General features: G+C 44.0%; 19 protein-coding genes. 7 read left to right on the top strand and 12 right to left on the bottom strand.

What is annotated here, in order from left to right; all coding sequences use genetic code 11:
- On the bottom strand, window positions 1-672 hold the full coding sequence (locus ACSUPM_RS02505) for a DUF1294 domain-containing protein (protein ID WP_201616452.1): 672 nt from the start codon (window positions 670-672) through the stop codon (window positions 1-3).
- Window positions 673-838: 166 nt separating this feature from the next.
- Here ACSUPM_RS02505 and ACSUPM_RS02500 point away from each other — a divergent pair, with 166 nt between their 5' ends.
- Both ACSUPM_RS02500 and ACSUPM_RS02495 read left to right on the top strand, forming a co-directional pair.
- On the top strand, window positions 839-1,336 hold the full coding sequence (locus ACSUPM_RS02500; protein ID WP_201565886.1) for an FKBP-type peptidyl-prolyl cis-trans isomerase: 498 nt from the start codon (window positions 839-841) through the stop codon (window positions 1,334-1,336).
- A 56-nt stretch (window positions 1,337-1,392) separates the two neighbouring features.
- The gene (locus ACSUPM_RS02495; RefSeq protein ID WP_436880149.1) at window positions 1,393-2,433 is read left to right on the top strand and encodes an aldo/keto reductase; all 1,041 of its coding nucleotides are present in this window, start codon (window positions 1,393-1,395) and stop codon (window positions 2,431-2,433) included.
- A 226-nt stretch (window positions 2,434-2,659) separates the two neighbouring features.
- Here ACSUPM_RS02495 and ACSUPM_RS02490 read toward each other — a convergent pair whose 3' ends face one another.
- A complete protein-coding gene (locus ACSUPM_RS02490; protein WP_025650928.1) occupies window positions 2,660-3,460 on the bottom strand; it encodes a lysophospholipid acyltransferase family protein in 801 nt (266 codons plus the stop codon).
- Window positions 3,461-3,777: 317 nt separating this feature from the next.
- Here ACSUPM_RS02490 and hflX point away from each other — a divergent pair, with 317 nt between their 5' ends.
- From hflX to ACSUPM_RS02470, 4 genes are all read left to right on the top strand, one after another.
- On the top strand, window positions 3,778-5,244 hold the full coding sequence (hflX, locus tag ACSUPM_RS02485; RefSeq protein ID WP_025650927.1) for a ribosome rescue GTPase HflX: 1,467 nt from the start codon (window positions 3,778-3,780) through the stop codon (window positions 5,242-5,244).
- Window positions 5,245-5,713: 469 nt separating this feature from the next.
- Complete coding sequence (locus ACSUPM_RS02480; protein WP_436880148.1) at window positions 5,714-6,106, top strand: CidA/LrgA family protein; 393 nt, start codon at window positions 5,714-5,716, stop codon at window positions 6,104-6,106.
- A gap of 22 nt (window positions 6,107-6,128) precedes the next feature.
- Window positions 6,129-6,818, top strand: a complete 690-nt coding sequence (locus tag ACSUPM_RS02475) for an LrgB family protein (protein ID WP_025650925.1) — start codon at window positions 6,129-6,131, stop codon at window positions 6,816-6,818.
- Between the two features lie 407 nt (window positions 6,819-7,225).
- Window positions 7,226-8,047 carry a lytic transglycosylase domain-containing protein gene (locus tag ACSUPM_RS02470; protein ID WP_025650924.1) on the top strand — a complete coding sequence of 274 codons (822 nt, stop codon included), beginning with the start codon at window positions 7,226-7,228 and terminating at the stop codon, window positions 8,045-8,047.
- Between the two features lie 292 nt (window positions 8,048-8,339).
- Here the strand turns inward: ACSUPM_RS02470 and tsf are convergent, their stop codons facing one another.
- The 10 genes from tsf to ACSUPM_RS02420 all read right to left on the bottom strand — a co-directional run bounded on the left by tsf (window position 8,340) and on the right by ACSUPM_RS02420 (window position 21,791).
- The gene (gene tsf / locus ACSUPM_RS02465; protein ID WP_025650923.1) at window positions 8,340-9,224 is read right to left on the bottom strand and encodes a translation elongation factor Ts; all 885 of its coding nucleotides are present in this window, start codon (window positions 9,222-9,224) and stop codon (window positions 8,340-8,342) included.
- A gap of 392 nt (window positions 9,225-9,616) precedes the next feature.
- Window positions 9,617-10,426, bottom strand: a complete 810-nt coding sequence (gene rpsB / locus ACSUPM_RS02460) for a 30S ribosomal protein S2 (protein ID WP_025650922.1) — start codon at window positions 10,424-10,426, stop codon at window positions 9,617-9,619.
- A gap of 447 nt (window positions 10,427-10,873) precedes the next feature.
- Window positions 10,874-11,323, bottom strand: a complete 450-nt coding sequence (locus ACSUPM_RS02455) for a chemotaxis protein CheX (RefSeq protein WP_101211815.1) — start codon at window positions 11,321-11,323, stop codon at window positions 10,874-10,876.
- A 48-nt stretch (window positions 11,324-11,371) separates the two neighbouring features.
- A complete protein-coding gene (locus ACSUPM_RS02450; protein WP_101211814.1) occupies window positions 11,372-11,821 on the bottom strand; it encodes a chemotaxis protein CheX in 450 nt (149 codons plus the stop codon).
- A gap of 30 nt (window positions 11,822-11,851) precedes the next feature.
- On the bottom strand, window positions 11,852-12,214 hold the full coding sequence (locus tag ACSUPM_RS02445; RefSeq protein ID WP_350587751.1) for a response regulator: 363 nt from the start codon (window positions 12,212-12,214) through the stop codon (window positions 11,852-11,854).
- A 20-nt stretch (window positions 12,215-12,234) separates the two neighbouring features.
- The gene (locus ACSUPM_RS02440; RefSeq protein ID WP_201631559.1) at window positions 12,235-14,454 is read right to left on the bottom strand and encodes an ATP-binding protein; all 2,220 of its coding nucleotides are present in this window, start codon (window positions 14,452-14,454) and stop codon (window positions 12,235-12,237) included.
- 13 nt (window positions 14,455-14,467) lie between these two features.
- Window positions 14,468-15,343, bottom strand: a complete 876-nt coding sequence (locus ACSUPM_RS02435; protein ID WP_101211811.1) for a substrate-binding periplasmic protein — start codon at window positions 15,341-15,343, stop codon at window positions 14,468-14,470.
- A 423-nt stretch (window positions 15,344-15,766) separates the two neighbouring features.
- The gene (locus tag ACSUPM_RS02430) at window positions 15,767-17,026 is read right to left on the bottom strand and encodes a multidrug effflux MFS transporter (RefSeq protein WP_101211810.1); all 1,260 of its coding nucleotides are present in this window, start codon (window positions 17,024-17,026) and stop codon (window positions 15,767-15,769) included.
- A gap of 267 nt (window positions 17,027-17,293) precedes the next feature.
- The gene (locus ACSUPM_RS02425) at window positions 17,294-18,106 is read right to left on the bottom strand and encodes a crotonase/enoyl-CoA hydratase family protein (protein ID WP_201631563.1); all 813 of its coding nucleotides are present in this window, start codon (window positions 18,104-18,106) and stop codon (window positions 17,294-17,296) included.
- Window positions 18,107-18,311: 205 nt separating this feature from the next.
- Window positions 18,312-21,791: an ATP-binding protein gene (locus ACSUPM_RS02420; protein WP_201616457.1), complete on the bottom strand. Its 3,480-nt coding sequence runs from the start codon at window positions 21,789-21,791 to the stop codon at window positions 18,312-18,314.
- Window positions 21,792-22,292: 501 nt separating this feature from the next.
- Here ACSUPM_RS02420 and cysM point away from each other — a divergent pair.
- On the top strand, window positions 22,293-23,252 hold the full coding sequence (gene cysM, locus ACSUPM_RS02415) for a cysteine synthase CysM (protein ID WP_025650917.1): 960 nt from the start codon (window positions 22,293-22,295) through the stop codon (window positions 23,250-23,252).
- The last annotated feature ends 5 nt before the right edge of the window (window positions 23,253-23,257 follow it).

The raw sequence follows: 23,257 nt of genomic DNA, 5'->3' as shown, positions 1-23,257 counted from the left end.
TTATAGCAGCCCTGATAATAAATTGGTCAGAGTCTCTAAACCTCCACCAGCCAATATAAACAACAATCCCGCCATGTTAATCACGACGGTTAAATAATACGCCACTCGAAACTCAGGCTTTTGTGACTTATGGCGCAGATACGTCTGTGCGACCATCGCCCCAACCCAACCACCTAGCGCACTTAGCAGATGCAAAGTTGACTCAGGGGTGCGCCAAGCGCCACTTTGCGCAGCTGCTTTGTCTTTGGCGTACATCGCATAAGTAATAATCCCTAATGCCGCGTACCAACCAACGACCAGCCAGCTTAACTTATCAGTGACGGCCAGTAAGATTAAAACGCCATAAAACCCAATGCCGAGGAACAGCCGTTTCTTTTGGCCAGCTTCAAACTCCGCTTGATGACTACGCTTTGTGTTACGCTGACGAATTTGGCTGTTCTTTTGTGCCATTTTCTGTTGTACAAAGCTCAGCTCTTGCACATCTTTTGCCTGCATCCGCCCTTGATTATCTTGGCCAAGCGTAAAGACGACTTGCTCACCCACTTCAGGGCGACGGCGCGCTTTGAACTCATTGATATGAAAGAATACTGAGTCGCCATGCTCAGTGTCGATAAAGCCAAAGCCTTTATCATCTTGCCACTTCTTAATGTGACCTTGTTGCTTATTTGCCATGGTTGCTTCCACCCTCATTTAGACTTGCCAAATATAGTACACTATTTGCGTTACACTATTTACGCTTACAACCTTTCTCAGATGGCTTATCATTTCTTATACTTATCATTTCTTATATGAATTTTTTGACCTGACTTCCCAATCCCGCAACAGATGGCTTTTGACTATGAATGACTCGCAATTTATCAATCCCAATGAAGACACACGCATCACTTTTGGCAGCCTTGTAAAGCTGCATTTTGAAGTCTCCCTAGAGAATGGTACAGTGATTGACTCAACGTTTAGCCGCGATGCGCCAGTGACGCTGACCATTGGCGACGAGAGCTTATTGCCCGGTTTTGAGCAAGTGTTAATGAACCTGCGCGCGGGTGATACACGCTCTGCCCACCTCGATCCAGAGCAAGCGTTTGGCGATTGGAACCCTGACAATATTCAGCATTTTAGCCGCACCCAGTTTGCGCTGGTCGCTGACAACCCTGAAATCGGCATGATGATAGAGTTTGAGGACAAAGGCAAAAACACCTTACCCGGCACTATTAGTGCCATCAGTGACGATGAGATAGAAGTAGATTTCAATCATCCTTTAGCCGGTCAATCCGTCTTGTTCAAAGTGAAAGTATTTAAAGTAACACCGCCGGGCGTCACTGGTATCAAGCTAATGTAGTATAAAAATTGCTTTAGAGTAAAAACCTTATTTAGAATAAAAACAAGGATAAAAAGATGCAATATCAAAAACTGCCACAAATTAATGAAGGCGTTTCCAAAATTTGTCTGGGTACCATGACGTGGGGGCAACAGAATGACGAGACCCAAGCGCATGAGCAAATGGACATGGCGCTCAGCGAAGGGGTGAACTTTTGGGATACGGCTGAAATGTATCCGTCACCGCCAGATAAAGACAAGCAAGGCGATACTGAGCGCTTTATGGGCACATGGTTTAACAGAACCAAGCAGCGCAATAAAGTTGTCTTGGCCAGTAAAATATCACCGATGGATTTTTTACGCGACGGGCAAACACGTTTCACGGCTGAACACATCAGTAGCGCCATCGATGGCAACCTTGAACGCCTCCAAACCGATTATATCGATATTTATCAGCTACATTGGCCTGAACGCCAAGCGAACTTCTTTGGTCAGCGCGGTTATACTGAAGAGATGGCAGCGCAATCATTGGAGGGTTTGACGCCATTTTTAGAGACCATTCAAGCATTAAATGACGAGATCAAAAAAGGTCGTATTCGTGCTTATGGGCTATCGAATGATACGGCTTGGGGTCTGATGCGTTATCTGTGGGAAGCTGAGAAAAATAATTTGATAGCGCCTATCACCGTGCAAAACCCTTATAGCCTGCTGAACCGCTTATATGAAGTCAATATGGCAGAGATTGCGCATCGTGAGAATGTTGGTCTGCTTGCTTATTCACCGCTTGGCTTTGGTGTACTATCTGGCAAATATCTCGATGGTAAACGCCCTGAAGGTGCACGTCTCACTATGTATGATCGATTTGCCCGCTATGTGAACGAGCAAGCAAAATCAGCCACCGTACAGTATGCCAAGATAGCGGCTGATGCTGGTTTGGATATGGCGCAAATGTCGCTAGCCTTTGTCAATTCACGCCCATTTGTGACCAGTAATATTATTGGAGCGACCAGTACCGAGCAACTCAAGTCCAATATCGACAGTATCGATTTGACCTTGAGCTCAGACGTATTAGACGCGATTGAAGCGGTACATACCCAACAACCCAATCCGTCACCATAGTTTATTATCTTGACCTATTAATTTGATAGTTAAGTTAATTCAATGCGAACGTTGGTCTGATACAAATCATACTGTCATAAATTGCGACTAAGGTACTTATAAGTTAGCGTATTTACATCAAAAGCAAAAGGCGCAAATCGCTAGCATTATCACTGCGATTTGCGCCTTTTTTTGGCTGATTTTCTAATTTAACAAGCGATGCTTCAGATGATTATACTTTAGAAAATTATGCCTTAGGGTCGGTGGTTAACACCCGTGTGTGTAGCTCAGCCAAGCCTTCTTGCATACGTTTTTGTAGCAAGTCAGTTACTGAGCTCTTATTTAGACCCTTCGGATCTATTGGTTCTAGCGGCAATACATAAGCGGTCACATCCTTAGTATCAAGCACTTTTTTTAGGCTCTCTGTCATTGTCAGCTTGCCATAATACGGCAATGCTTCGCTTAGCGTACCGTCTTTATTGACATAAGCGATAACAATGGGGCGGACCGGTACATCTGCATCTATCGCTGCTTGTAACAAGGTACCATGAATGCGCTTGATTTTCTTGCCATCTGTGGTGGTCGCTTCTGGGAAGAATACCACCGAAAACCCTTTCGCCAAAAAGCTGGCTATCTGCGCTGCCACCGAGCCTGCATCGCCGGAACCGCGCTGAATAAACACCGTGCCTGCCGCATGAGCCAACTTGCCAAATACTGGCCACTCACCGATTTCTGCTTTAGATAAGAAAAAAGCCGGACTCACCGTGCCCACAACCGGAATATCCATCCATGACACATGATTGGATACCCATAGACCATGATGCTGTTGTACTGGCTCGACTTCGACGACCTTTACCCCAAATGAGCCGGCCATCTTGCGACAAAACGCTTGAATATAGCGTGGCAGCTTTTCGCGTGGTGGCTGTTTAAAGGCACCAATCCGCTGAGCGGCGCGTAGCCCTCCAGCGATCGTCGTGGTCATACCGGCAATCTGTTTGCCGCGACCCAATTGTTTTCTGAGTGAAAAGCCTGACTTAGCTTGGCTCATCTTCGTCCCTCATAATTGAATGTCTAGTTTTTGGATAGTGAAAAAACGAGCTAAGTATAACAAAATTCTGATGCTCAGTGATAGTTTGTTCACTCAGTGTTGTGAGCTGCTACTCCATATGTTCGTTTATATACTGGGTATTAAGAACTTTGAAAATTTGCAACGATAATGGCTGTAACATAAAGTCATCGCAAATTATGCGAATACCCTTTAATATCAAGTGATAAGACCACATATAGAGGGTCATATGAACGTTATATCAAAGCTAGCTGAATGGATAATAGCGATTTATTTACTTTATTAATAGGTGATACTCTTTGGATTATTTTGACAAACATAAAGGTGGCGAACGCGCCATTATCGTACATTTAGACATCCGCCAAATTCAAGATCCTGACGATCTTAACGAGTTTGAGCTACTGGCAGATTCAGCAGGGGCTGATCGCTTGGCGTTGGTTACTGGCTCACGCCAAAGACCCGATGCCAAATTCTTCGTTGGTAGTGGTAAAGCGGAAGAAATCGCTGAACTGGTTCGTGAGCATGACGCTGATATCGTTTTGTTCAATCACAGTTTATCGCCGTCACAAGAGCGTAACCTTGAATCGGTGGTGCAATGCCGTGTACTCGATCGTACCGGTTTGATTTTAGATATCTTTGCCCAGCGTGCGCGTACTTATGAAGGTAAGCTACAAGTAGAGCTGGCGCAGTTGAACCATTTGTCGACACGTTTGGTCCGTGGTTGGACGCATTTGGAACGCCAAAAAGGGGGTATCGGCTTGCGTGGACCGGGTGAAACTCAGCTTGAAACGGATCGTCGCTTATTGCAAACACGGGTAAACCAGCTCAAAACCAAACTGGAAAAAGTTCGCCAAACCCGTGCCCAAGGTCGAGCCCGTCGGCAGAAATCTGACGTACCGACTATCTCACTCGTCGGTTATACCAACGCGGGAAAATCTACCTTATTTAACCGCTTGGTCGATGAAAACATCTATGCGGCGGATAAACTGTTTGCCACGCTTGATCCTACTCTACGCCGCTTAGACTGGCAGGGTGTTGGTCGTGTGGTTTTGGTGGATACCGTAGGTTTTGTCCGTCACCTACCGCATGAGTTGGTTGAATCTTTTCATGCCACATTGGAAGAGACGCTAGAAGCCGATTTACTGCTACATGTCATCGACTCATCAAGTGAAGATATGCATGAGCAAATCCAAGCGGTGAAAGACGTATTGGCAGAGATTGATAATGATGTGCCCGTGCTCAACGTCTACAACAAGATTGACCTGACAGATGAGCCTGCCCATATCGGTTACGCTAGCGAAGGTCAGCCCAATCGCGTCTATGTGTCATCTAGACAAAATCTAGGAATGGAGGAGCTGTCACTTGCGGTTCAGCAGCTGCTTACCGGTACCTTGACGACCTTTGATTTGACGCTGCCTTATACGGCTGGTCAATTTAAAAACACCTTGTATGAGCTGGGCGTTATCTTAGAAGAAAGCTACGATGATAATGGTCATGAGTGCCTAACGATTCGTCTGCCTAGCGAACGCCTAAAACAGCTGCTGGGTCAGGCCGACTTGAATCCTTTAGAGGTATTGCCATTAGCGCAAGCCACGCTACTGATGCCCATACTGGAAGAGTTCGAGCAGCCTGATGAAGAGGATGAACCGTCTATGACAGCAGCCGAAGAACAAGCGTTTGACGAATTTAATGCCCTCAACGCTGAGACATTAGATTCAGAGCAGTCTAAAGCGCTAGAAACGAAAATTCCAGATTCACAGACTTAAATAGCTGCCTAATACAATGATGGGCTTATTAATACAATTAGTTGATTGGTATATTATGATGGATGGTATATTATGATGGATGGTTTAGTATAATCGATTGCCCATCATAAATTATTAAATGATAAATGATAAATGGACGCTATCAACGATATCGTCCATTTTTTTGACTTTTTTATGTCAGTGGTTTTTTAATAAAATCTAGCAGATCAATAACACGCCCTAGCAGCCCATAGGCTTTATTAGTTGGACCACTCTCTATATAATCGAGCTTTGTATAATCAACCAATCTTGCAGCCTAAAACTCGCGACACAAAATGCTGAGTGCTCAAGACTACTATCAATGTTAGCAAAAATATTCTTTTCTGCCATGCTCGTGGCTCTATGCCGACTCGCGCTTATAAATACACTCTCTCTGAATTGGCCAAAACTGCTTATGAAGTCCACTCATTCCTCGCGTATGCCCCTATGGATGTCCGTCATCCTAACATTGATCATGGTCATCTTTGTCCGCGAATCTGCCGTTATTATCTGTCAGTGGGCAGGTATCGAAAAAGCGGCCAATATCGTTGGCCTAGTCGCCATGTTCCTTATTTTGATGGTATGGCGATTACTCAAAGGTCTGCCCAGTTGGCTCACCCAAGCCAGCAACACTTTATTGGTCGATAGTGGCTTTGCTTTTTTGCCCGTGTCAGCTGGAGCAGGCTTGCTGCTATTTGCCTTAGGGGATGAGTTTTGGGGTGTGATGCTGACTATGTTGATCAGTACGCTCATTCCGCTATGGGGACTTGCTATCCTTGCCAATCACTGGCTAAGCAATAGCGCAAATACCAATACTACTCATAAGCAAGAACAGCAGCCTTGAGCTGTGTGACCAAGGAGATGTAATGACTTTTGATAGTGTATTGATGGCAACCCTTGCAGCAATATTATTAACCTTGGCAGCGCACGTCATTGCCCGCGTACTGGCACGTAAGCTATCGTGGCTACCGATGGTGATTACCGCTTTGGGGCTTGTCCTTTTATTCTTATTCATCCTGCAATGGGATTACAATAATTATTATAGCGTTGCCAAGCCCGTATTTGACCATCTATTAGGGTATGTAACGGTACTGTTAGCCGTGCCATTAGCGGCGATGAATTTTAAAGGCTTACCAGTCAAGAAGCTGACCTTAATCGTAGCCATGGCCAGCGTTATTGGTGCGTTACTACCCATGTCATTGGCGTACCTGTTTTCCTTAAGTCATGACACTATATTGGCGTTTGCCACCCGTTCAGTCACTACACCCATTGGTTTGAGCGTCGCCGATTTGATTAAAGCGCCACTGGCCATGGCTAACTTGATTATTATTGTCTCAGGTCTAATCGGTGGTACTCTAGCGCGCTTTTTGTTTCGCAGTATCGATGATGATCGTGCTAAAGGTTTGGCACTTGGCTTGGCTGCTCATGCTTTCGGCACGGTAGAAGCTTGGCAAATTAGCCACACTGCCGGTCGTTATGCAGCCTTTGGTTTGGCAGTTAATGGTTTGGTCACTGCCGTGTGGGTACCTATTTTTATCAGTGCCTTTTCCGTTTAAGAGCGTTTAGAAAACCCATCACTATTGTGGCCAATTTTTCGTCTTTACTGATCATTTACCGTCGCAGTCCGTCTATTGAGGCGTTTGTATCAACTTAAAAACACTGAAGCAAGTATGCAATCGATGCGCTTAAAACCCTTAGTGTGTTGATTTTTTTACAAATTAAAGGCGGCTTTTGTGCTTTGTTCTGCTAATCCTATGCGCTAAAAAGTTATTATATGTTATAGTAAGCAACTATTATTTTTTGTATCTATCGCAAGTGGTTTCTTGTTAAGCGTGGTTATTGCTAGGTGGCTATCTTCTTTATAGCTATAAAATCCTGCAAACACGGTAACCGCTTTAACGCGCAACATGACGCGCCTATAGGCAAAACAATTTGCTATTATTCGATAAAAAGTGATATCTCTATGATAAATATCTCCCCTTTGATTACCCGCTGTTTGTCTCCGCTTTTACTCAGCACCATTGCTAGTACACTTACCTTCTCCACGCTTTCGATGACTGCTCACGCAGGCAATATGTATATCTATAAAGACAAAGGCGGACAAGTACTGCTCACCAATGTCAATCCTAGTGGCAACTTTGATAAATTTACCAAAAAAGTGAAAGTGACTTACTACAAAGACTCTAAGATGTATGATGGCAGTAATAGCAGCGGTAGTGATTATGGTAACAGCACAGCAAGTAGTAGCGGTAGCCGCAACGCTTATGACAGTTATATTCGCGCCTCTGCCGAGCGTAATGGTGTAGATCCTGCCCTCATGAAAGCCATGATGCATACCGAATCCGCATTCAATCCCAACGCGCGCTCGCCTGTGGGTGCTCAAGGCCTAATGCAGCTAATGCCAGCCACTGCCCGCCGCTTCAAAGTGAGCAATCCTTGGAATCCTGCCGACAATATCGAAGGGTCTGCTAAATATATCGCTTGGTTGATGCGCCGCTTTAATAATAACGTCGAACATGCGGTGGCCGGTTATAATGCGGGTGAAGGTAACGTCGATAAATATGGTGGCATCCCGCCGTTTAAAGAAACTCGCAACTATGTCAAAAGCGTCATGAGCCGCTATCACAGCTTATATAAAAATGACTCAGGTTTGTCTGGTAGTAGCATGAGCGCCAGCAACAGCAATACCACTGCTAGTAATGGCATGCAAAAAGTCAGTTATGGCACTAGCAGCAATACCAATAGCGCCAGTTATGCCAATTCAGCGTATGCGGCCTTACGTTAATATAGTGACATAATGATCAGCGAAAAGTAATATCAATACATCACGCACTGCTGATATCAATTTTTCTTGCTTGCTGTGCCTGCGCAGACAGAGGCTGCAAAAAATTGATATCAGCAATACTGTCGCGTTTTTAGGATGTTTTGACTATAACTGTTAATGATATAACTAAATCAGCAGACACAAAAAAGCCCGTTATTAAATAACGGGCTTTTTTGTGCTTGATTGCTTCTTATGTCAAACAATCTATAAGTACTGAGCAAAAACAAACTCAGCACTTACTGCATTTTAAAACTTACTTATTAGCTAGTGCTTGAGTTGCAGCAACTTCAGCAGCGAAATCTTCTTGCTTCTTCTCAATGCCTTCACCAACTTCTAGACGTTTAAAGCCAAGTACTTTTACGCCTTCAGCTTTCAATACGTCACCAACTTTTTTCTCGTTGTCCATGACGTATGGCTGACGCAATAACGTTACTTCGTCTAGGTACTTACGTAGGCCACCTTCAATCATTTTTTCAACGATGTTGTCAGGTTTGCCAGATTCTTTGGCTTTGGCTTCGATGATGTCTTTTTCGCGCGCTAGTACATCAGCAGCGACGTTTTCGTCATCGACGGCAACTGGGTTAAACGCAGCGATATGCATGGCAAGGTTTTTGCCAGTGTCTGCGCTGCCGCCTTCATAAGATACCACTACACCGATACGCAGGCCATGACGGTATGCAGCGATGTTAGCGCCTTCAAGTACTTCAACACGGCGAATCTGGATATTTTCACCGATTTTTTGTACCAATGATACACGTGCTTCTTCAACGGTTTGACCATCGCCATATGGTAATTCAGCGATAGCAGCAACGTCAGTCACGTTGTTCTCTAGAGCAATGCTAGCCACTTTTTCTGCAAATGCATTGAAGCTGTCATCTTTTGCAACGAAATCAGTCTGGCAGTTAACTTCTAACAAGAATGCTTTGTTTTCGCCTTGAGCGATGATGATAGCGCCGTCAGCTGCAATGTTACCCGCTTTTTTAGCGGCTTTGGCTTGACCAGACTTACGTAGGTTATCAATGGCAGTTTCGACATCACCGTTTGATTCTTCCAACGCTTTTTTACATTCCATCATGCCAAGACCAGTACGGTCGCGCAATTCTTTTACCATTTTGGCAGATACTTTTACTTCTGACATAAGAGTTACCTTTTATTATGTATGTGAGTATTGTTATGTATGTGAGTGCTTAACTTCTATTCAATATTTTTATACTGTTTATAAATATTGTTTACAGATACTGTATTTTATAAGTACTGTTTATCAATACTATATTGCTCTTGTGGTGATGAAAGTGCACATCGTTGATCGTGACAACTGAAGTCATTGTGATAGCAGACACTGAGTATCACGAGTCCAACTATAAGCGATAATACTCACCTAATAACGAGCAATTCATCAACAACAAGGCATGACGAGTAGAACTACATCATGCCTATTGTGAGCTTATACGCTGTTAATATCTTTATATGGATGCTGACAGAGTCACTATCAAGATATCCTTACAAAGGTAAACCTTTTGGGTCAGCTATTTATTCTGCTGGAGTGGCTGCTTCTTCGGTAGCCGCTTCAGCTGGTGCTGCTTCAGTAGCTGCTTGCTCTACAGGTTGCTCTTGATCAGCTTTGCCGCCTGCTTGAGTCTGTGCGTATTCTTTACCAGCAATAATCGCATCAGCCATAGAAGTTACATACAAAGTCACGGCACGGATAGCATCATCGTTTGCTGGAATGATGTAATCAACGTTATCAGGGTTAGAGTTGGTATCAACGATACCGATAACTGGGATACCTAGATTCTTGGCTTCTTTGATAGCGATCGCTTCATGATCCACGTCTACAACGAAGATTGCGTCAGGTAGGCCGCCCATGTCTTTGATACCGCCTAATGAACGCTCAAGTTTCTCCATATCGCGAGTACGCTCTAATGCTTCACGCTTAGTAAGCTTAGCGAAAGTACCGTCTTCTGCTTGTTTTTCTAGCTCTTTTAGACGGTTGATTGACTGGCGAAGGGTTTTCCAGTTGGTAAGCATACCACCTAACCAGCGATGGTCAACGTATGGCATACCAGCGCGGGCAGCTTGTTCACGGATGATACCGCTAGCAGCGCGTTTAGTACCAACGAACAATACTTTATTTTTCTTAGCAGCTAAGCCGTTTACGTAAGTCAATGCTTCGTTAAACGCTTTTACCGTGTGCTCTAAGTTGATGATGTGAATCTTGTTACGGGCACCAAAGATATATGGTCCCATTTTTGGATTCCAAAAACGTGTTTGGTGACCAAAGTGAGCGCCGGCTTGTAGTAGGTCGCGCATTTCGATTTTGGTTGGATTCTTTGTAGCCATGTGAAATTCCTATTGGTTGGGTTATGCCTCCACATCACAAAAACTGCCTATCTAGCGACACGCATTTGCTAATGATTAGTGCTGATAAATATCGCACTAACTTTTTGCAAATTAATCAAGTCGCCAAACACCCAGCAATTTTTTGCCATGATGTGTGTGTCATTGGTTGATGGGTTGGTTTAAAAAATGAGCTATAATTTGAACGTATAGAATACTATATGATTAAAAATAACTGGGCTGTATTTTATCATAAAAGCATAGCTCACTGCTAGCGCTATTATTATGAGACGCGCAAGTTAAATATCAAATAAATGAACAAGGTATGAAACAATTTTTTGGATAAAAACCATAAAAAAACGACGCTTTAACGTCGTTTTTTCGCTGATTACTATCATTAGATCCACGAACAGCTACGTTCAGTGCCATGCTCAGACGATCAAACACGCCCTAAGCGATACAAATACCAATCACCGCTTCATAACCACGCCAAGTAAATGGCGTGACATAGCTTTGGCGATCTTTTGGTAAATAAGAGATGCTTGGCGCGCCCTCAATAATCTTGGGCGGCGAGATAATAAAATCTGAGCCAAACTCCGTACGCGCATTGCCTGAGATGGTATTGGTCATCTCACCCAGCAAGTCTTTCATCATCGTAATCGACGAATCGGGCTCGCCCATCACTTTTATGACTTCTCGCAACATCACGCTTGGCGCGCTCACATAAACGCAGCCTTCAATAGGCCCAGATATCTTAATAATGCCGCTATAATCATAACCAACGGCACTTTTATTGCTGTTCAAATACGGTGTATCAATCGCCACTGGCGCTTCATCAATCTGCGCAAAGAATGCGCTGATTGAGCTTAAAAAGACGCCTAATTTTTCTACTTTAACCATAATAGTGTATTGTCCATAGCTAACATCGATGAGGTGTGAGTGCTGCGCTTAATCTTGCAAACAAACCACAATTTCACCGACTTGACCGCGCCAAGTAACGGGAATGATAAAAGAACGCTCATCTTTGGGCAAAATAATACTTTGCGGTGCGCCCTTAAACACCAAGGGTACAGAGATATGAAATTTTGCACCGAACTCTTGGCGAGCGTTGCCAGCAATGGTGTTGGCCACTTCGCCAGCAAGATCGACAAAATTGTCTTCACTTTTATCCGTTTCACCCATACTGTCCAAAATACCTGCCAATAGCTCATGAGTAGCAGAAAAATATACCACGCCTTTTTGCACGCCCGATATGCCGATTACACCAGTATAGTCGTAGACTTTTGGCTGTTTATTTTCTAGTAAATAAGGCGTATCAACGATCAGTGCTTCACTACCGAACTGATTAAAATAGTTGGTGATGATATTCAAAAAAATATGTAAATGTTGTTCTTTCATAATGACATCTGCTTAAATCGTTGGCTAGAATTAGTCTTGCATCAGCTCATGTAAAGACTCGACAAGCTCTTCTTCTGAAAAAGGCTTACATAAAAACCCACTCGCACCCAACGATAATGCCTCAATGCCAGTCGATTTATCAGATAAGGCTGACACCACTAAAATTCGAACTTCTGGATCAATGGCAATTATTTTTTCGATACATTCCAGACCATCCATTTGTGGCATGGTTAAATCCATGGTGACGACGTCAGGACGATGCACATTGAATTTTTCAATGGCTTGCACACCGCTGGTCGCCGTGGCCACCAACATAAATTTTCCTGAATCGTACGCGCGCTGGATACGGTTTCGGATGATATTAGAATCATCAACAATCATTAATTTATACATAACGTCTTTCTTATCCTCAATTAAGCTTTAGGCAAGGTAATGGTAAAGCGAGTCATTTGACCAAGCTCACTATTGACGTTGAGCTTACCGTCATACTCTTTTACTTGCGCTTTGATAATATCCAAGCCCACACCGCGACCACCATCTTCATCCGCTTGCTCTTTGGTCGAAAACCCTGAGGTAAACAGTTGCTTTAATAGCTCACCCTGATTCAGCTGTGCGGCAGCGTCTGCACTAAAGCGACCTTTGGTGATAAGTTTTTGGCGAATGCTGTCGTAATCGATACCTTGTCCGTCATCCTGCAAAGTAATAATGAGATCACGGCTGTCGCTCTGTACTTCTAAATCAATAGTACCCACGGCCGGCTTGTTAGCTGACTGACGCGCTGCAGGCGTTTCGATACCATGTACAACAGCATTACGTAATAGCTGAATACTGATTTCTTTGACGACATTTTTAAGATGGGCTGGTATCGCCGCCTGCGCTAACGTCTGACTCTTTAGTTGCACTTGCTTGCCTTGTCTTGCCGCGATGTCTTGCGCAAAGCTTTGATAATAAGACAGCTGATCGTCATCCGACTCGTCACTCAAATCAATATCATTACCGCCGGCAATAGGCATGCTGATGGCTGAATGATGCGTTGATGCGCTGTCGCTAGAGGCAACTTCTGACTTCTCAATATTAGAGGCAGGCGTGGCTAATGGTGCTACTGACTTGGTCGCAGCCGCGCTTTTTGGTGTCGCTTGATTGATACGTTCGCCCAGTGTTTCAATGGTATTCGATAGGCTGAGCAAGTCATCTAAATGTACAGCTAACGGCAAGAAGTTATTACCCGATAGCTTGCCCTGATTTTGCAACGCATCCAGCTTGTCTTCTGCATCGGAGGCAATTTTGGTAAAGCTGTGCAGTTTTAACGCAGAAGCTTCGCCTTTTAGGCTGTGCATTTCACGATAGATAGCATTGAGCTTGCCTTCTAGCTCAAATTGCGAGCTACCTGGGTTTTTCAAAATGTTATTCATTTTGTCGATGTGCGCTTTGGTATTGCTAATAAATTCGTTAATAATTTTTGGATTCACATTCAAGATAGTTGTTAGCATCTCGATTTGCATGTCATTTTGTGAGCGTTCTTTTTCTAGACGCTGTTCTAAATATACCGCGTCGGACACGTCATTGACGTTGACCAAAATACGAGCGATGTCTTTATTTTCATAAACTCGCGAAAACTTAAAGTCTAAATAACGACTGTCAGCACCCTCTGCTCCGTGAGCATTGTGCAGCATGACTTTGTTTAATGGGTTTAAAGAATCGACCAGTTTTTCTTTGACACGTGGATTGTATAGCTGCTCAATGAATTGACGGGTGGTATTCAGATCTTTATCAGAAATACGGCCTCGTAAGACATTGGTAAAGTTCTCTCCAGCTAAGCTGTCAGCACCTATAATGTTGGTCAATGCGCGAGAATGCTGCTGACCGATATTCAAGTCTTTGTCTAGCAAGAAAAGCCCTGTATTCACCGTCTCCATGATTTCTTGGGTTTCACGACGAGCAGCCAAAGCTTCTGCATCGGTATCGCGCAGACGACGAACGAAGAAGAAAACGAAAATCAAGAAATAGGCAAAGATAGCCGCAACACCCAGCACCTGAATCAAACGAATGGTATCCGCTTGGCGCTCAGCGTTAATAAACACTTCATCAGTAAGCTGATCTAACGATTCGTTGATAAACAAACTGGAGGTTTTGGCCTGCTCAACTGCTTGAATCAATTCATCAGAGGAGTCAACCATGATGTTATCAGCATCTTTTAGGTAGCTTTGAATCTTTGGCTCCAAAAGTTGCCACTGCTCATTAGCAGCGCCAATTTTGGTTTGAGAATTCTCATTAATCTTTGGTAATTTATAATTGTTACCCTCAATATCGGTAATCTCTCCGCCCTGCCCAATCGCCGTAATCGAGTTGGTGATAAGCGCGGTGTTTTGTTCCAAACGCTCCAACACTCGCTGAATATGCGGAGAGCTGGTGTCCTCGCCATAACTACTATCTAAGTCGAATAGATCTTTGATTACCGCTTGCGCACTATTGGCGACTTGGTTGGTTTGGTCGATTAAGACTGTGTTTCTTTCGAGCAAGCTAGAGGTATAAAAAGTAAAGGCCAGCAAAGCGCCAATCAATGATAAAAACAGTGCAATTGAAACAATCAGACTGCGATAGCGTTTGTTGTCAACATTATGTGTGGTTGCCATCTTTTATAGCCCCTTAGTTCGATTGCTGATTGGTAGTAGTGCTTTTAGTAGCCGGCTCAGACCCACCCAACCACTGCTCATCGATTTGCTTAAATGTGCCTTTCTTCTCAAGCTTGGCAATCCCTTCATTGACGGTATTGATAAGCTTGCTGTTACCCTTCGCCATCAATATGACTTGCTGCGCTGATGGATTATCCGCGCCTTCATAAGGGACGATAGTGACGTCATACTCTGGATGGTTTTTTGCCGTATATTGCAAGATAGGCAAATCATGCAAAATCACATCAACCTTGCCTTGCATTAAGTCTTCAAAGAGCAAAAAAGCGGTGCTTCTGGTAGTCATCTCGCTATATTGGCCCATTGCCTTGAGCTGATCTTCTTGCTTGGAGCCTTCCATCGCCGCTACATGCATGCCAGCTAAATCCTGTATACCACCGATTTTTACCTCGCTTTTAGCATACATGATTGAAGAGGGATTAAAAAAGTAAGGATCAGATAAGCCGTATTTTTCTGCACGGTCGTCCTTATAAGAGATACCAGATATCGCTAAATCACGACCACCTGACGCCACACTGTCGAACATATTCTGCCAAGTCTCTTTATAAAACTCGACCTTAAAACCCTGCTCTTCACCAATTGCACGGATAGAATCAATGTCGATGCCTTGCATATTGCCGTAATCATCTTGGAACGAGAATGGTGGCATCGTCCCCGTAGTAGCAACCTTTAATGTTGGCGCAGTATCAGGTAGTTTACTGACAAAATCATCTTTACTTTCTGTCGCTATCGCCTTGCCAGTCGAGCTTACGCTCTCTTGAGTAGAAGAATTACCACATCCGAATAAGCCAACACTTAACACAATCGGTAACATCCGATATATTTGCTTCATATCCTATCCTTAAAGTTTAAGGTTTTTCTAAATTCTAGTGAATAACAATCTAGCAAGGTCGCATAATAGTTAGATAATATTTGCTTACATAAAGTTACGTAGGATAATAATCGAGCAACTCTATGATTGCAATAATTATGTTTAAGGCTTATATACAAATGGTTATATATAGCAAATAGCGCATATAATTTTGAATTACATTTGTTTGCCATAAGGGATGCATTTAGAATATTTTCCTATAAATATAGAAAAATCCAGCCTAATAAAAGATTCTTGTTTATAAAACCGCAGTCAAAAATGTATATAGGATTCGGTAATATAAGGCGCATAAAAAAGCACCCATAACGCCTAAAACGTTTGAGTGCTCCTTAACAAGTAAGTAAGAACTGATTCAACTGACGATTTAGTTACTCAGTCAATCGATCATTCGGCATCATCAAGATTTAGATTGCGGTCTATCTGCCAGATTAAAAAGCAACCAAGACTCATTAGAGAAAACAGGGCGATACCAATCTTAAGTACCGGATTGACTGGAAATAGATTTAATAACAAACCGCCAAAAATACCTACTGAAAACATGAGCGAGCCTTGTAGCGCACTTGCCATACCTGCGCGGCGTTTTTGAAAGGCTAATGCAATTGCGGAGGCATTTGGCTGAGTCAAACCAAGACCAGCAATACAAAAGAAAATACAGGCCAATACCAAAGGCAGCCACGCCTCTACCCCAAAGATAATCCCTACCACAAACAAAATACCTGCAGAGATAACCTGCATCATCGCCCCAAAACGCAAAATACTTAGGATACGAAAGCGATTGGTCAGCCATTGGTTTAGCTGGGTTAAAGCGACAAAACCGGCTGCATTCATACCAAATAACCAGCCGAAATGGGTTGCTGACACTCCATAAGTATCCATGATTAGCTCAGAGGCCGAGCTAATATAAACAAACATCGCTCCCATCAAGAGACCGCCGCCAATCGCGGGATAATTAAAGGTAGGGTCTTTTAATAAATCCCAATACTGACTCAAGACTTCTTTGGCAGGGCGTACATTGCGGTTTTCTTCAGTCAGCGTTTCAAAAAAGAAAAATTTGGTAAGCAATAAGTTAAGCGTACCAAAAGCCGCTAAAAACCAAAAAATAGAGTGCCAGCTAAAGAAGCGCAAAAATAGCGCACCCAGTGATGGTGCTAATATCGGCGCTAAGCCCATCACCAATATCATGATAGAAAAAGCTTTGGCCGTTTGCTTGGCAGTCAGGCGATCACGAATCGCCGCACGAGTAACCACTGCCCCCACACAACCTCCGAGGGCTTGAAAGGTACGTCCTGCAAACAGCACATATTCATTATCCGTCGTCGCACAGACAATCGAGGCGATAACATAGAGGGTCATACCAAAATATAGCGGTTTGACGCGACCAATACGATCACTTAGAGGGCCATAGACCAGTTGCCCAAAGACCAAACCTAAGAAATACGCTGGCACCGAGTTGGCCATAAACGCGGTCGATACGCCGAAGCTCTTACCCATCTCGGGTAATGCTGGCAGATACATATCAATGGACAGCGGCCCTATCGCCACAATGAGCCCGAGCATCATAATCCAAGCAACAGGCAAATCAGCAGAGCGCACGCGTTCAGAGACAAGCGGTTTATTGGGCAAGGAAGACTTTGGAGCAGACATAGTTAGACCGTTTTGTATGATGGTTATTATTTTATTATTCACGCTTTGCTTGGTACCAGCTTTTATTTGAGACAACAACACTAAGAATAAAAACAACTGGTAGCAAAAATAATAATGCCTATTTATGCACAGGTAAACAAGTTATGCGCAGCTACACAAGCAGACAGTGTTATATCTTACTATCTGCATGTATTTCAATAGCCATGTGACGTTAATAAAACAAACGCTAACAACAAAAACACTCTATCAAGAGAGGACTAATACTTTTTAACGGAATTGGCGCTTAGCGAATACGGTACTGGCTTGCTTGGCTTTTCTGAGCGCAAGCTTACGGTTACGACCGAACATCATCTTTAACTGCCAGACTTTTTCTTGATATAACGTCAACGCTGATTGTTCATACATCGCATTAATGACCCGCTTACTGGCCAATACCGCATCTGGTGAACGCTCTGCAAATTCAGCAGCGAGCTGTTGTGCTTGCTCTAAAGGTGTCTCGCTACAATGACTGACGAGACCTAACTCTTTACCTTCGGTTGCATCAATCGTACGCGCACTCATCGCCAGCTCTTTTAGGACATCAGCGCGAACCACACCCAACGCCGATTGAGTCAATCCCATATCTGGCACGAGTCCCCACTTGGCTTCCATAATAGACAACTTGCAATCAGGATGACTGATACGAACATCGCAAGCCAGCGCCAGTTGTAGTCCTGCACCGATACAGTAGCCTTCTAGTACCGCAATAACAGGGACAGGCACATCACGCCAAACCAAACAGACGCGCTGAAAAAGGCTCTGCCAAGGTTTTACCAACTCCCAAAGGGCAAATGCTTGGTTTTTTGGATGGTTTAAATCACCCAAATCGATACCGGCACAAAACGTCCCTTCGGCACCATTTAAAATCACCGCACGTATCGTCTTATCTTTACTGATGCGACCCGCTACTTTGATCAACTCATCGACCACCTGAAAGCTCATGGCGTTTTTTCTCTCAGGGCGGTTTAAGGTAACGGTGAGAATGTGGTCAGTCACGCTCACTTGTAAGGTCTTATACTGATAAGTGGCAATCGCGTTCATAACAATCCTTATTAATAAATAAAATAAATATCCTGCTAATGAGGCCAATATTAACAGGGTTATATCTACCATACCCTATGAATAACTGACTGTCAGGATATCATCCCTCCTATTAATCAATAAATGATGGTCAATTTGGCAGATAAATCTAGCTGATATATTAGGGTCTTTTAAACATTCAAATGTAGCACTGTCGGTGGCTGTCTTAAATCATTTTCCATGTCATATCATTTTCACTCAAACGATGATAATTCAGCTGCGGATAAGCCGATAAATCTAGCGCTTGTAAATTACTTAACGCGCTTAGCAATGCGTCATAATAGGGTTCAAGCATTGCAAACTGGGCGGGCGTGGTATGTTGGACATTCAATAAGCACTTGTCTTCCAAATCTTGGCTGGCCTGACGCAACTGCGGCACACCAGTATAGCGGCTACCACCTAAGATACGATGGGCAATTTGCGCAAGGGCACTACGGTCACGGGCATCCCACGCTTGAGTGAGGGCGCGTTTTTCCTCATTGATCGTATCAATCATCATAATAATAAGCTTGGCTGCGAGATCTGGTTTATTGGCTGAACGAGTCAGCGCATCTTGCCAGTCTAAGATATGGGAGCTGCTCGTATCATTAACGCTTAGGTCGAGGTTTATGTCGTCGTCCAATTTGGCCTGCGTGCTTGCAGACATCTCTTCATCTGTGTCGCTTGACACTTGGTAAGGAGGATACAATAACGACGCTTGGCGTTGTTGTTGATAGCGCAAACTTGCATAACGTGGCTGAGTTTCGCGCAGCGTTTCTCGTCTATAGTCATCACGAGGCTGGCTGTCTCGTAAGTAGTCATCACGGATTTTTTTCAATGATAAAGGGCGAGTAATTTTTTGCTGATTGATACCCTCGGACGCCTGATCACGATTATCGTCATTACCCTTAACTAGCGGATAAGCAGGCGATATATCATCTGGCAGCAAGCCTAAAGGATGATTTCGCGCATCAAAATCTTGCGAATTAAAATCTTGAGCATCAGTACCTTGTTGTGCATGGGCTTCTGGCATAGCGGTTAATTGCGCCACGGTCGTCGTGCGTCCTAGCCACTTTTGCAGCACTTGTAGCAACTGTGGTTGGCTAATAGGCTTACCCACATAATCATTAATACCACTTGCCAGCAGCTTGTCACGTTCGTCAGCCAAGCCATGAGCCGTCAAGGCAATAATAGGAATACGATTATCAGCATTTTCAATATTACGGATTTGGCGAGCCGCTTCATGCCCTGACATCCGCGGCATTTGTATATCCATAAATATTAAGTCGATACTATTATTATCCTGATTACTAGTTTTATCCTGATTATTGGCTTTGTCTTCATTAGCCTCTTCAGAATACCCAGAACTGCTGGCGGATTTACTTACCTCATCACGGGTTTCAGCTTTCGAAATTTGAGTCTTTTTCGATAGACTTTGTTTATCAGCTTTGGCGGTTTTGATATTTTTGGTTTGTTGCTTGCTGATAAGCTCTATGGCTTCAAAACCACTATTCGCCGTAATCACTTGAATACCAAGCTCGCTGAGCAAGGCATCAAGCACCAACAGGTTGGGCAAATGATCATCGACTGCCAGCACGGTCACGCCTTTCCAGCGAGGCTCTTGCATGTTCTTAGGTGCGCTGCGTTTTTGCGTATCGAGCATGGCGTAGAGCTGGCGTTTGTCTAATGGCTCATACAATATATTGGCATGATAGCGATTGAGTAGCGCTTGATCGGCAGCAACTTGATAGCCAAATACCGCCAGTTTGCCTTGATAATGAAGACGAATTTGTTTGAGTAACGCCATCATATCGTCTTGTGTATCATCATCGACGATGACCCAATCCCAATAGTTACCGCGCTCTTTTAACGACTCAAGTACACCGGGTAATGAGTTGGCTTGGGTCAGCTTAATTGGTAGGTATTGCAAGCTGGCTTTGAGCACTTGGATGGACGCCGTATGATTGATCCATACCAACACATTAAACTCATCTGTGGCACTTGCCAGCGGCGCTAACACGGGTAGCGCAATCGTCTGACCAGTAGCAGCTTCTAGCACATCGACATGAGCTGGCATCCGAAACCAGAACGTCGCGCCTTGATTGGCGATGTTTTCTTGTGCATTATCATAAAAACCAATATCGCCGCCCATCAAACGGGTTAATTGCTTGGAGATAACCAAACCCAGCCCTGTACCACCATACTGGCGAGTGATTGACGGATCGCCTTGACTAAAGCTTTGGAACAGCATTTTTTGATCAGCTAAAGAAATACCTTTGCCGCTATCTTGCACGCTAATCATCAAGTAATTGTCGCGATGGTCATCCAAGCTGACGCGCACCACCACATCACCACTGTCCGTAAACTTAATGGCATTGCCCACGATGTTAGTCAGTACTTGTTTGAGACGCAAAGCATCGCCATTGACGCGCATCGGCACATCATTATAAAACAGCACCGCCATGCGTAGCCCCTTTTCTGAGGATACCGGTGACAGCATGTCGACCACATCATAGATGGTGTCATACAAGTCAAACTCATGGCGATCGAGCACCAATTTGCCCGCTTCGATTTTAGAAAAATCTAACACATCGTTCACTAAAGCGAGCAAGTGTGCCGACGATTTGCGTATGGTTTGCACATATAAGTCTTGTTCAGGATTGAGCTCACCATGACGCGCCAGCAAATTAATAAAGCCGTCAATACTGTTGAGCGGCGTGCGTAACTCATGGCTGATATTGGCCAAAAACGCAGATTTGGCTTGGCTGGTTGAAATAGCGGCATCACGTGCGTTTCTTATAGAGATGTTTTGCATTTCCATCTCATCAAACGCCAAACGCAAGTCATCTTCGGTCTGCTCGGCGTGGTCTTTAAGCTCTTGAAAGCTACCATGTAAGCGGCGCAACGTCCTGACTAAATCCTGTTGCAACAAATTCAGCTCGCCATTTGACTCAACCGGAATAGGTTGGTAGAGATTGTCAACATGGGTACGTTGTAACTGCAAGCGCAACTCATAAATCGGTGCAATCCAACGTTTTGAGTAAATATTCAAACTCAGCAGTAATATCAAAATAGTGAACAAGCCCGTGATGACTAGCGCCATGGCAATACGATACCGAGCAATATAAAGCGGCTCATTGTCCATATCAATCATTAGCCAGAGTTGCTGACCGTCAAAATCCCCAAGCATACTGCCATAGGCGTTACCGATAGGTGTTGGCTTTTGCGATAAAAACTTGCCGGTCGTTTCGATCATAGGCCACGCTTCTTCAACGCCATAACCTACCGTTGCGAGTACTTGATTGTCCTGATTAATAATAGCAATACGCTGGACATGCTGCTCAGACTGTATACGCCCAAGCCTCTCTTGGATACCACCGAGCGTAGTGGCAGCTCTTTGCGATGCTTGATCTGCATTGCCAGCATTGACCTTACTGGCTGCTTGTTGGCGCTGCTCCAATAATTCAGGAATACGCTCAGCAATCGTGGGTGTATAGCGGATGAGCACCGCCTCTGCCAATGCTTCTTGCTCTGAGTTGCTGGCACGCATCGTCTCATAAAATACCAGAGTACCGCCAACCGCTGCTAATAAACAGATCGGTAAAAACACCAATATAATCAGCTGGCCATAGGCGCTACTGGTATCAAAACGTTTTTTGTATGCCATGCTGGGTTGACTCTCCACTGATATTTTTACAATAAATACGTATGCTGTTTTCACTTATTACGCCGCAGCCTATCACTGACGCTCGAGATTATCTTAACAGGATTTTATGAATGGCTGTTAAACATTCATAGCGCTTATCTTAACCTTCATAACGCTTATAAGAGAAACATCGCTCATTGATAACACTGACGTCTGCAAGGTTTAAACGATTCATTTTGTTAGCAAGACATTTACCAATAATATCTGATGTCATCAGCGCGGCTGAAAACAAAATGATATAATGACGCAACTTTTTATCTGTCACCATCAATACCTTGTCATAGGACAAGATTTATCATGACGGTTTCAGAATTTACGCTGATGGTCTCAAGCTTTTATTAAACGATAAAAATAGTGTATTAATTAGGGCCTGTCTTCAATTAACTCGATAGTCATCTAAATGGGCTAAAAAGCACACATTATTAAATAAATTGTCCTCTAAAAAACCAATAAGGATACCTTATGTCCACTACGGCCATGGCAAACGCCAACTTTATCACTCAAGTAACGGATCTTGCCGACTGCGTAGGTCAGACGCCTTTAGTCAAATTGCATCGTCTGCCTGAGCAAGAACATATTACTAACGGTGCCGTACTGCTCGCCAAACTCGAGGGCAATAACCCTGCTGGTTCTGTCAAAGACCGTCCGGCCTTTAATATGATTTATCAGGCAGAACAGCGCGGTGATATCAAGCCTGGTGATATGCTGATTGAAGCAACCAGCGGCAATACTGGCATTGCCTTGGCTATGGTCGCAGCGATGCGTGGTTATCCAATGACGCTATTGATGCCAACCAACTCGACCCAAGAGCGCAAAGACGCCATGATGGCTTATGGCGCGACGTTGATCGAAGTGGACGAAGGTATGGAAGCGGCACGTGATTTGGCATTGCAGATGCAAGCCGATGGCAAAGGTATCGTCTTAGATCAGTTTAATAATCCTGATAACAGACAAGCGCATTATCTAACGACTGGGCCTGAGCTATGGGCGCAAACTGACGGTAAAATTACCCACTTTATTAGCTCGATGGGTACGACTGGTACTATTACCGGTGTCTCACAATACTTAAAAGAGCAAAACCCAGCGATTAAAATTATCGGATTGCAGCCTGACGAGGAAGCTTCTATTGCGGGTATCCGCCGTTGGCCTGCCGCTTATATGCCGGGTATTTTTGATGCAAATTTGGTCGATGAAGTGATGGATATTGACCAACATATCGCTGAAGTATATATGCGCAAACTGGCCAAAACCGAAGGTATTTTCGCGGGCGTATCTTCAGGTGCCGCTGCATGGGCTGCCGTACAAGTGGCTAAAGAAAACCCTGATGCCGTTATCGCCTTTATTGTCTGCGATCGTGGTGATCGCTATCTATCGACAGGCTTATATAACGTTGATGACAGCATAGACCATGCAGCACCATAATTTCA

This window comes from Psychrobacter okhotskensis (assembly GCF_965638355.1).
Taxonomy (GTDB): domain Bacteria; phylum Pseudomonadota; class Gammaproteobacteria; order Pseudomonadales; family Moraxellaceae; genus Psychrobacter; species Psychrobacter okhotskensis.
The sequence above is the reverse complement of the archived record's forward strand: the minus strand, read 5'-3'. Positions and strand labels throughout refer to the sequence as shown.

Excerpts from the sequence above, each read along its gene's own strand:
- ACSUPM_RS02420 (WP_201616457.1), bottom strand. The coding sequence starts at position 21,791 with ATGGCATACAAAAAACGTTTTGATACCAGTAGCGCCTATGGCCAGCTG.
- ACSUPM_RS02505 (WP_201616452.1), bottom strand. The coding sequence starts at position 672 with ATGGCAAATAAGCAACAAGGTCACATTAAGAAGTGGCAAGATGATAAA.
- ACSUPM_RS02495 (WP_436880149.1), top strand. The coding sequence starts at position 1,393 with ATGCAATATCAAAAACTGCCACAAATTAATGAAGGCGTTTCCAAAATT.
- ACSUPM_RS02440 (WP_201631559.1), bottom strand. The coding sequence starts at position 14,454 with ATGGCAACCACACATAATGTTGACAACAAACGCTATCGCAGTCTGATT.
- ACSUPM_RS02490 (WP_025650928.1), bottom strand. The coding sequence starts at position 3,460 with ATGAGCCAAGCTAAGTCAGGCTTTTCACTCAGAAAACAATTGGGTCGC.
- ACSUPM_RS02500 (WP_201565886.1), top strand. The coding sequence starts at position 839 with ATGAATGACTCGCAATTTATCAATCCCAATGAAGACACACGCATCACT.
- tsf (WP_025650923.1), bottom strand. The coding sequence starts at position 9,224 with ATGTCAGAAGTAAAAGTATCTGCCAAAATGGTAAAAGAATTGCGCGAC.
- ACSUPM_RS02430 (WP_101211810.1), bottom strand. The coding sequence starts at position 17,026 with ATGTCTGCTCCAAAGTCTTCCTTGCCCAATAAACCGCTTGTCTCTGAA.
- ACSUPM_RS02480 (WP_436880148.1), top strand. The coding sequence starts at position 5,714 with ATGTCCGTCATCCTAACATTGATCATGGTCATCTTTGTCCGCGAATCT.
- ACSUPM_RS02425 (WP_201631563.1), bottom strand. The coding sequence starts at position 18,106 with ATGAACGCGATTGCCACTTATCAGTATAAGACCTTACAAGTGAGCGTG.
- ACSUPM_RS02475 (WP_025650925.1), top strand. The coding sequence starts at position 6,129 with ATGACTTTTGATAGTGTATTGATGGCAACCCTTGCAGCAATATTATTA.
- ACSUPM_RS02445 (WP_350587751.1), bottom strand. The coding sequence starts at position 12,214 with ATGTATAAATTAATGATTGTTGATGATTCTAATATCATCCGAAACCGT.
- ACSUPM_RS02470 (WP_025650924.1), top strand. The coding sequence starts at position 7,226 with ATGATAAATATCTCCCCTTTGATTACCCGCTGTTTGTCTCCGCTTTTA.
- rpsB (WP_025650922.1), bottom strand. The coding sequence starts at position 10,426 with ATGGCTACAAAGAATCCAACCAAAATCGAAATGCGCGACCTACTACAA.
- ACSUPM_RS02455 (WP_101211815.1), bottom strand. The coding sequence starts at position 11,323 with ATGGTTAAAGTAGAAAAATTAGGCGTCTTTTTAAGCTCAATCAGCGCA.
- cysM (WP_025650917.1), top strand. The coding sequence starts at position 22,293 with ATGTCCACTACGGCCATGGCAAACGCCAACTTTATCACTCAAGTAACG.
- ACSUPM_RS02435 (WP_101211811.1), bottom strand. The coding sequence starts at position 15,343 with ATGAAGCAAATATATCGGATGTTACCGATTGTGTTAAGTGTTGGCTTA.
- ACSUPM_RS02450 (WP_101211814.1), bottom strand. The coding sequence starts at position 11,821 with ATGAAAGAACAACATTTACATATTTTTTTGAATATCATCACCAACTAT.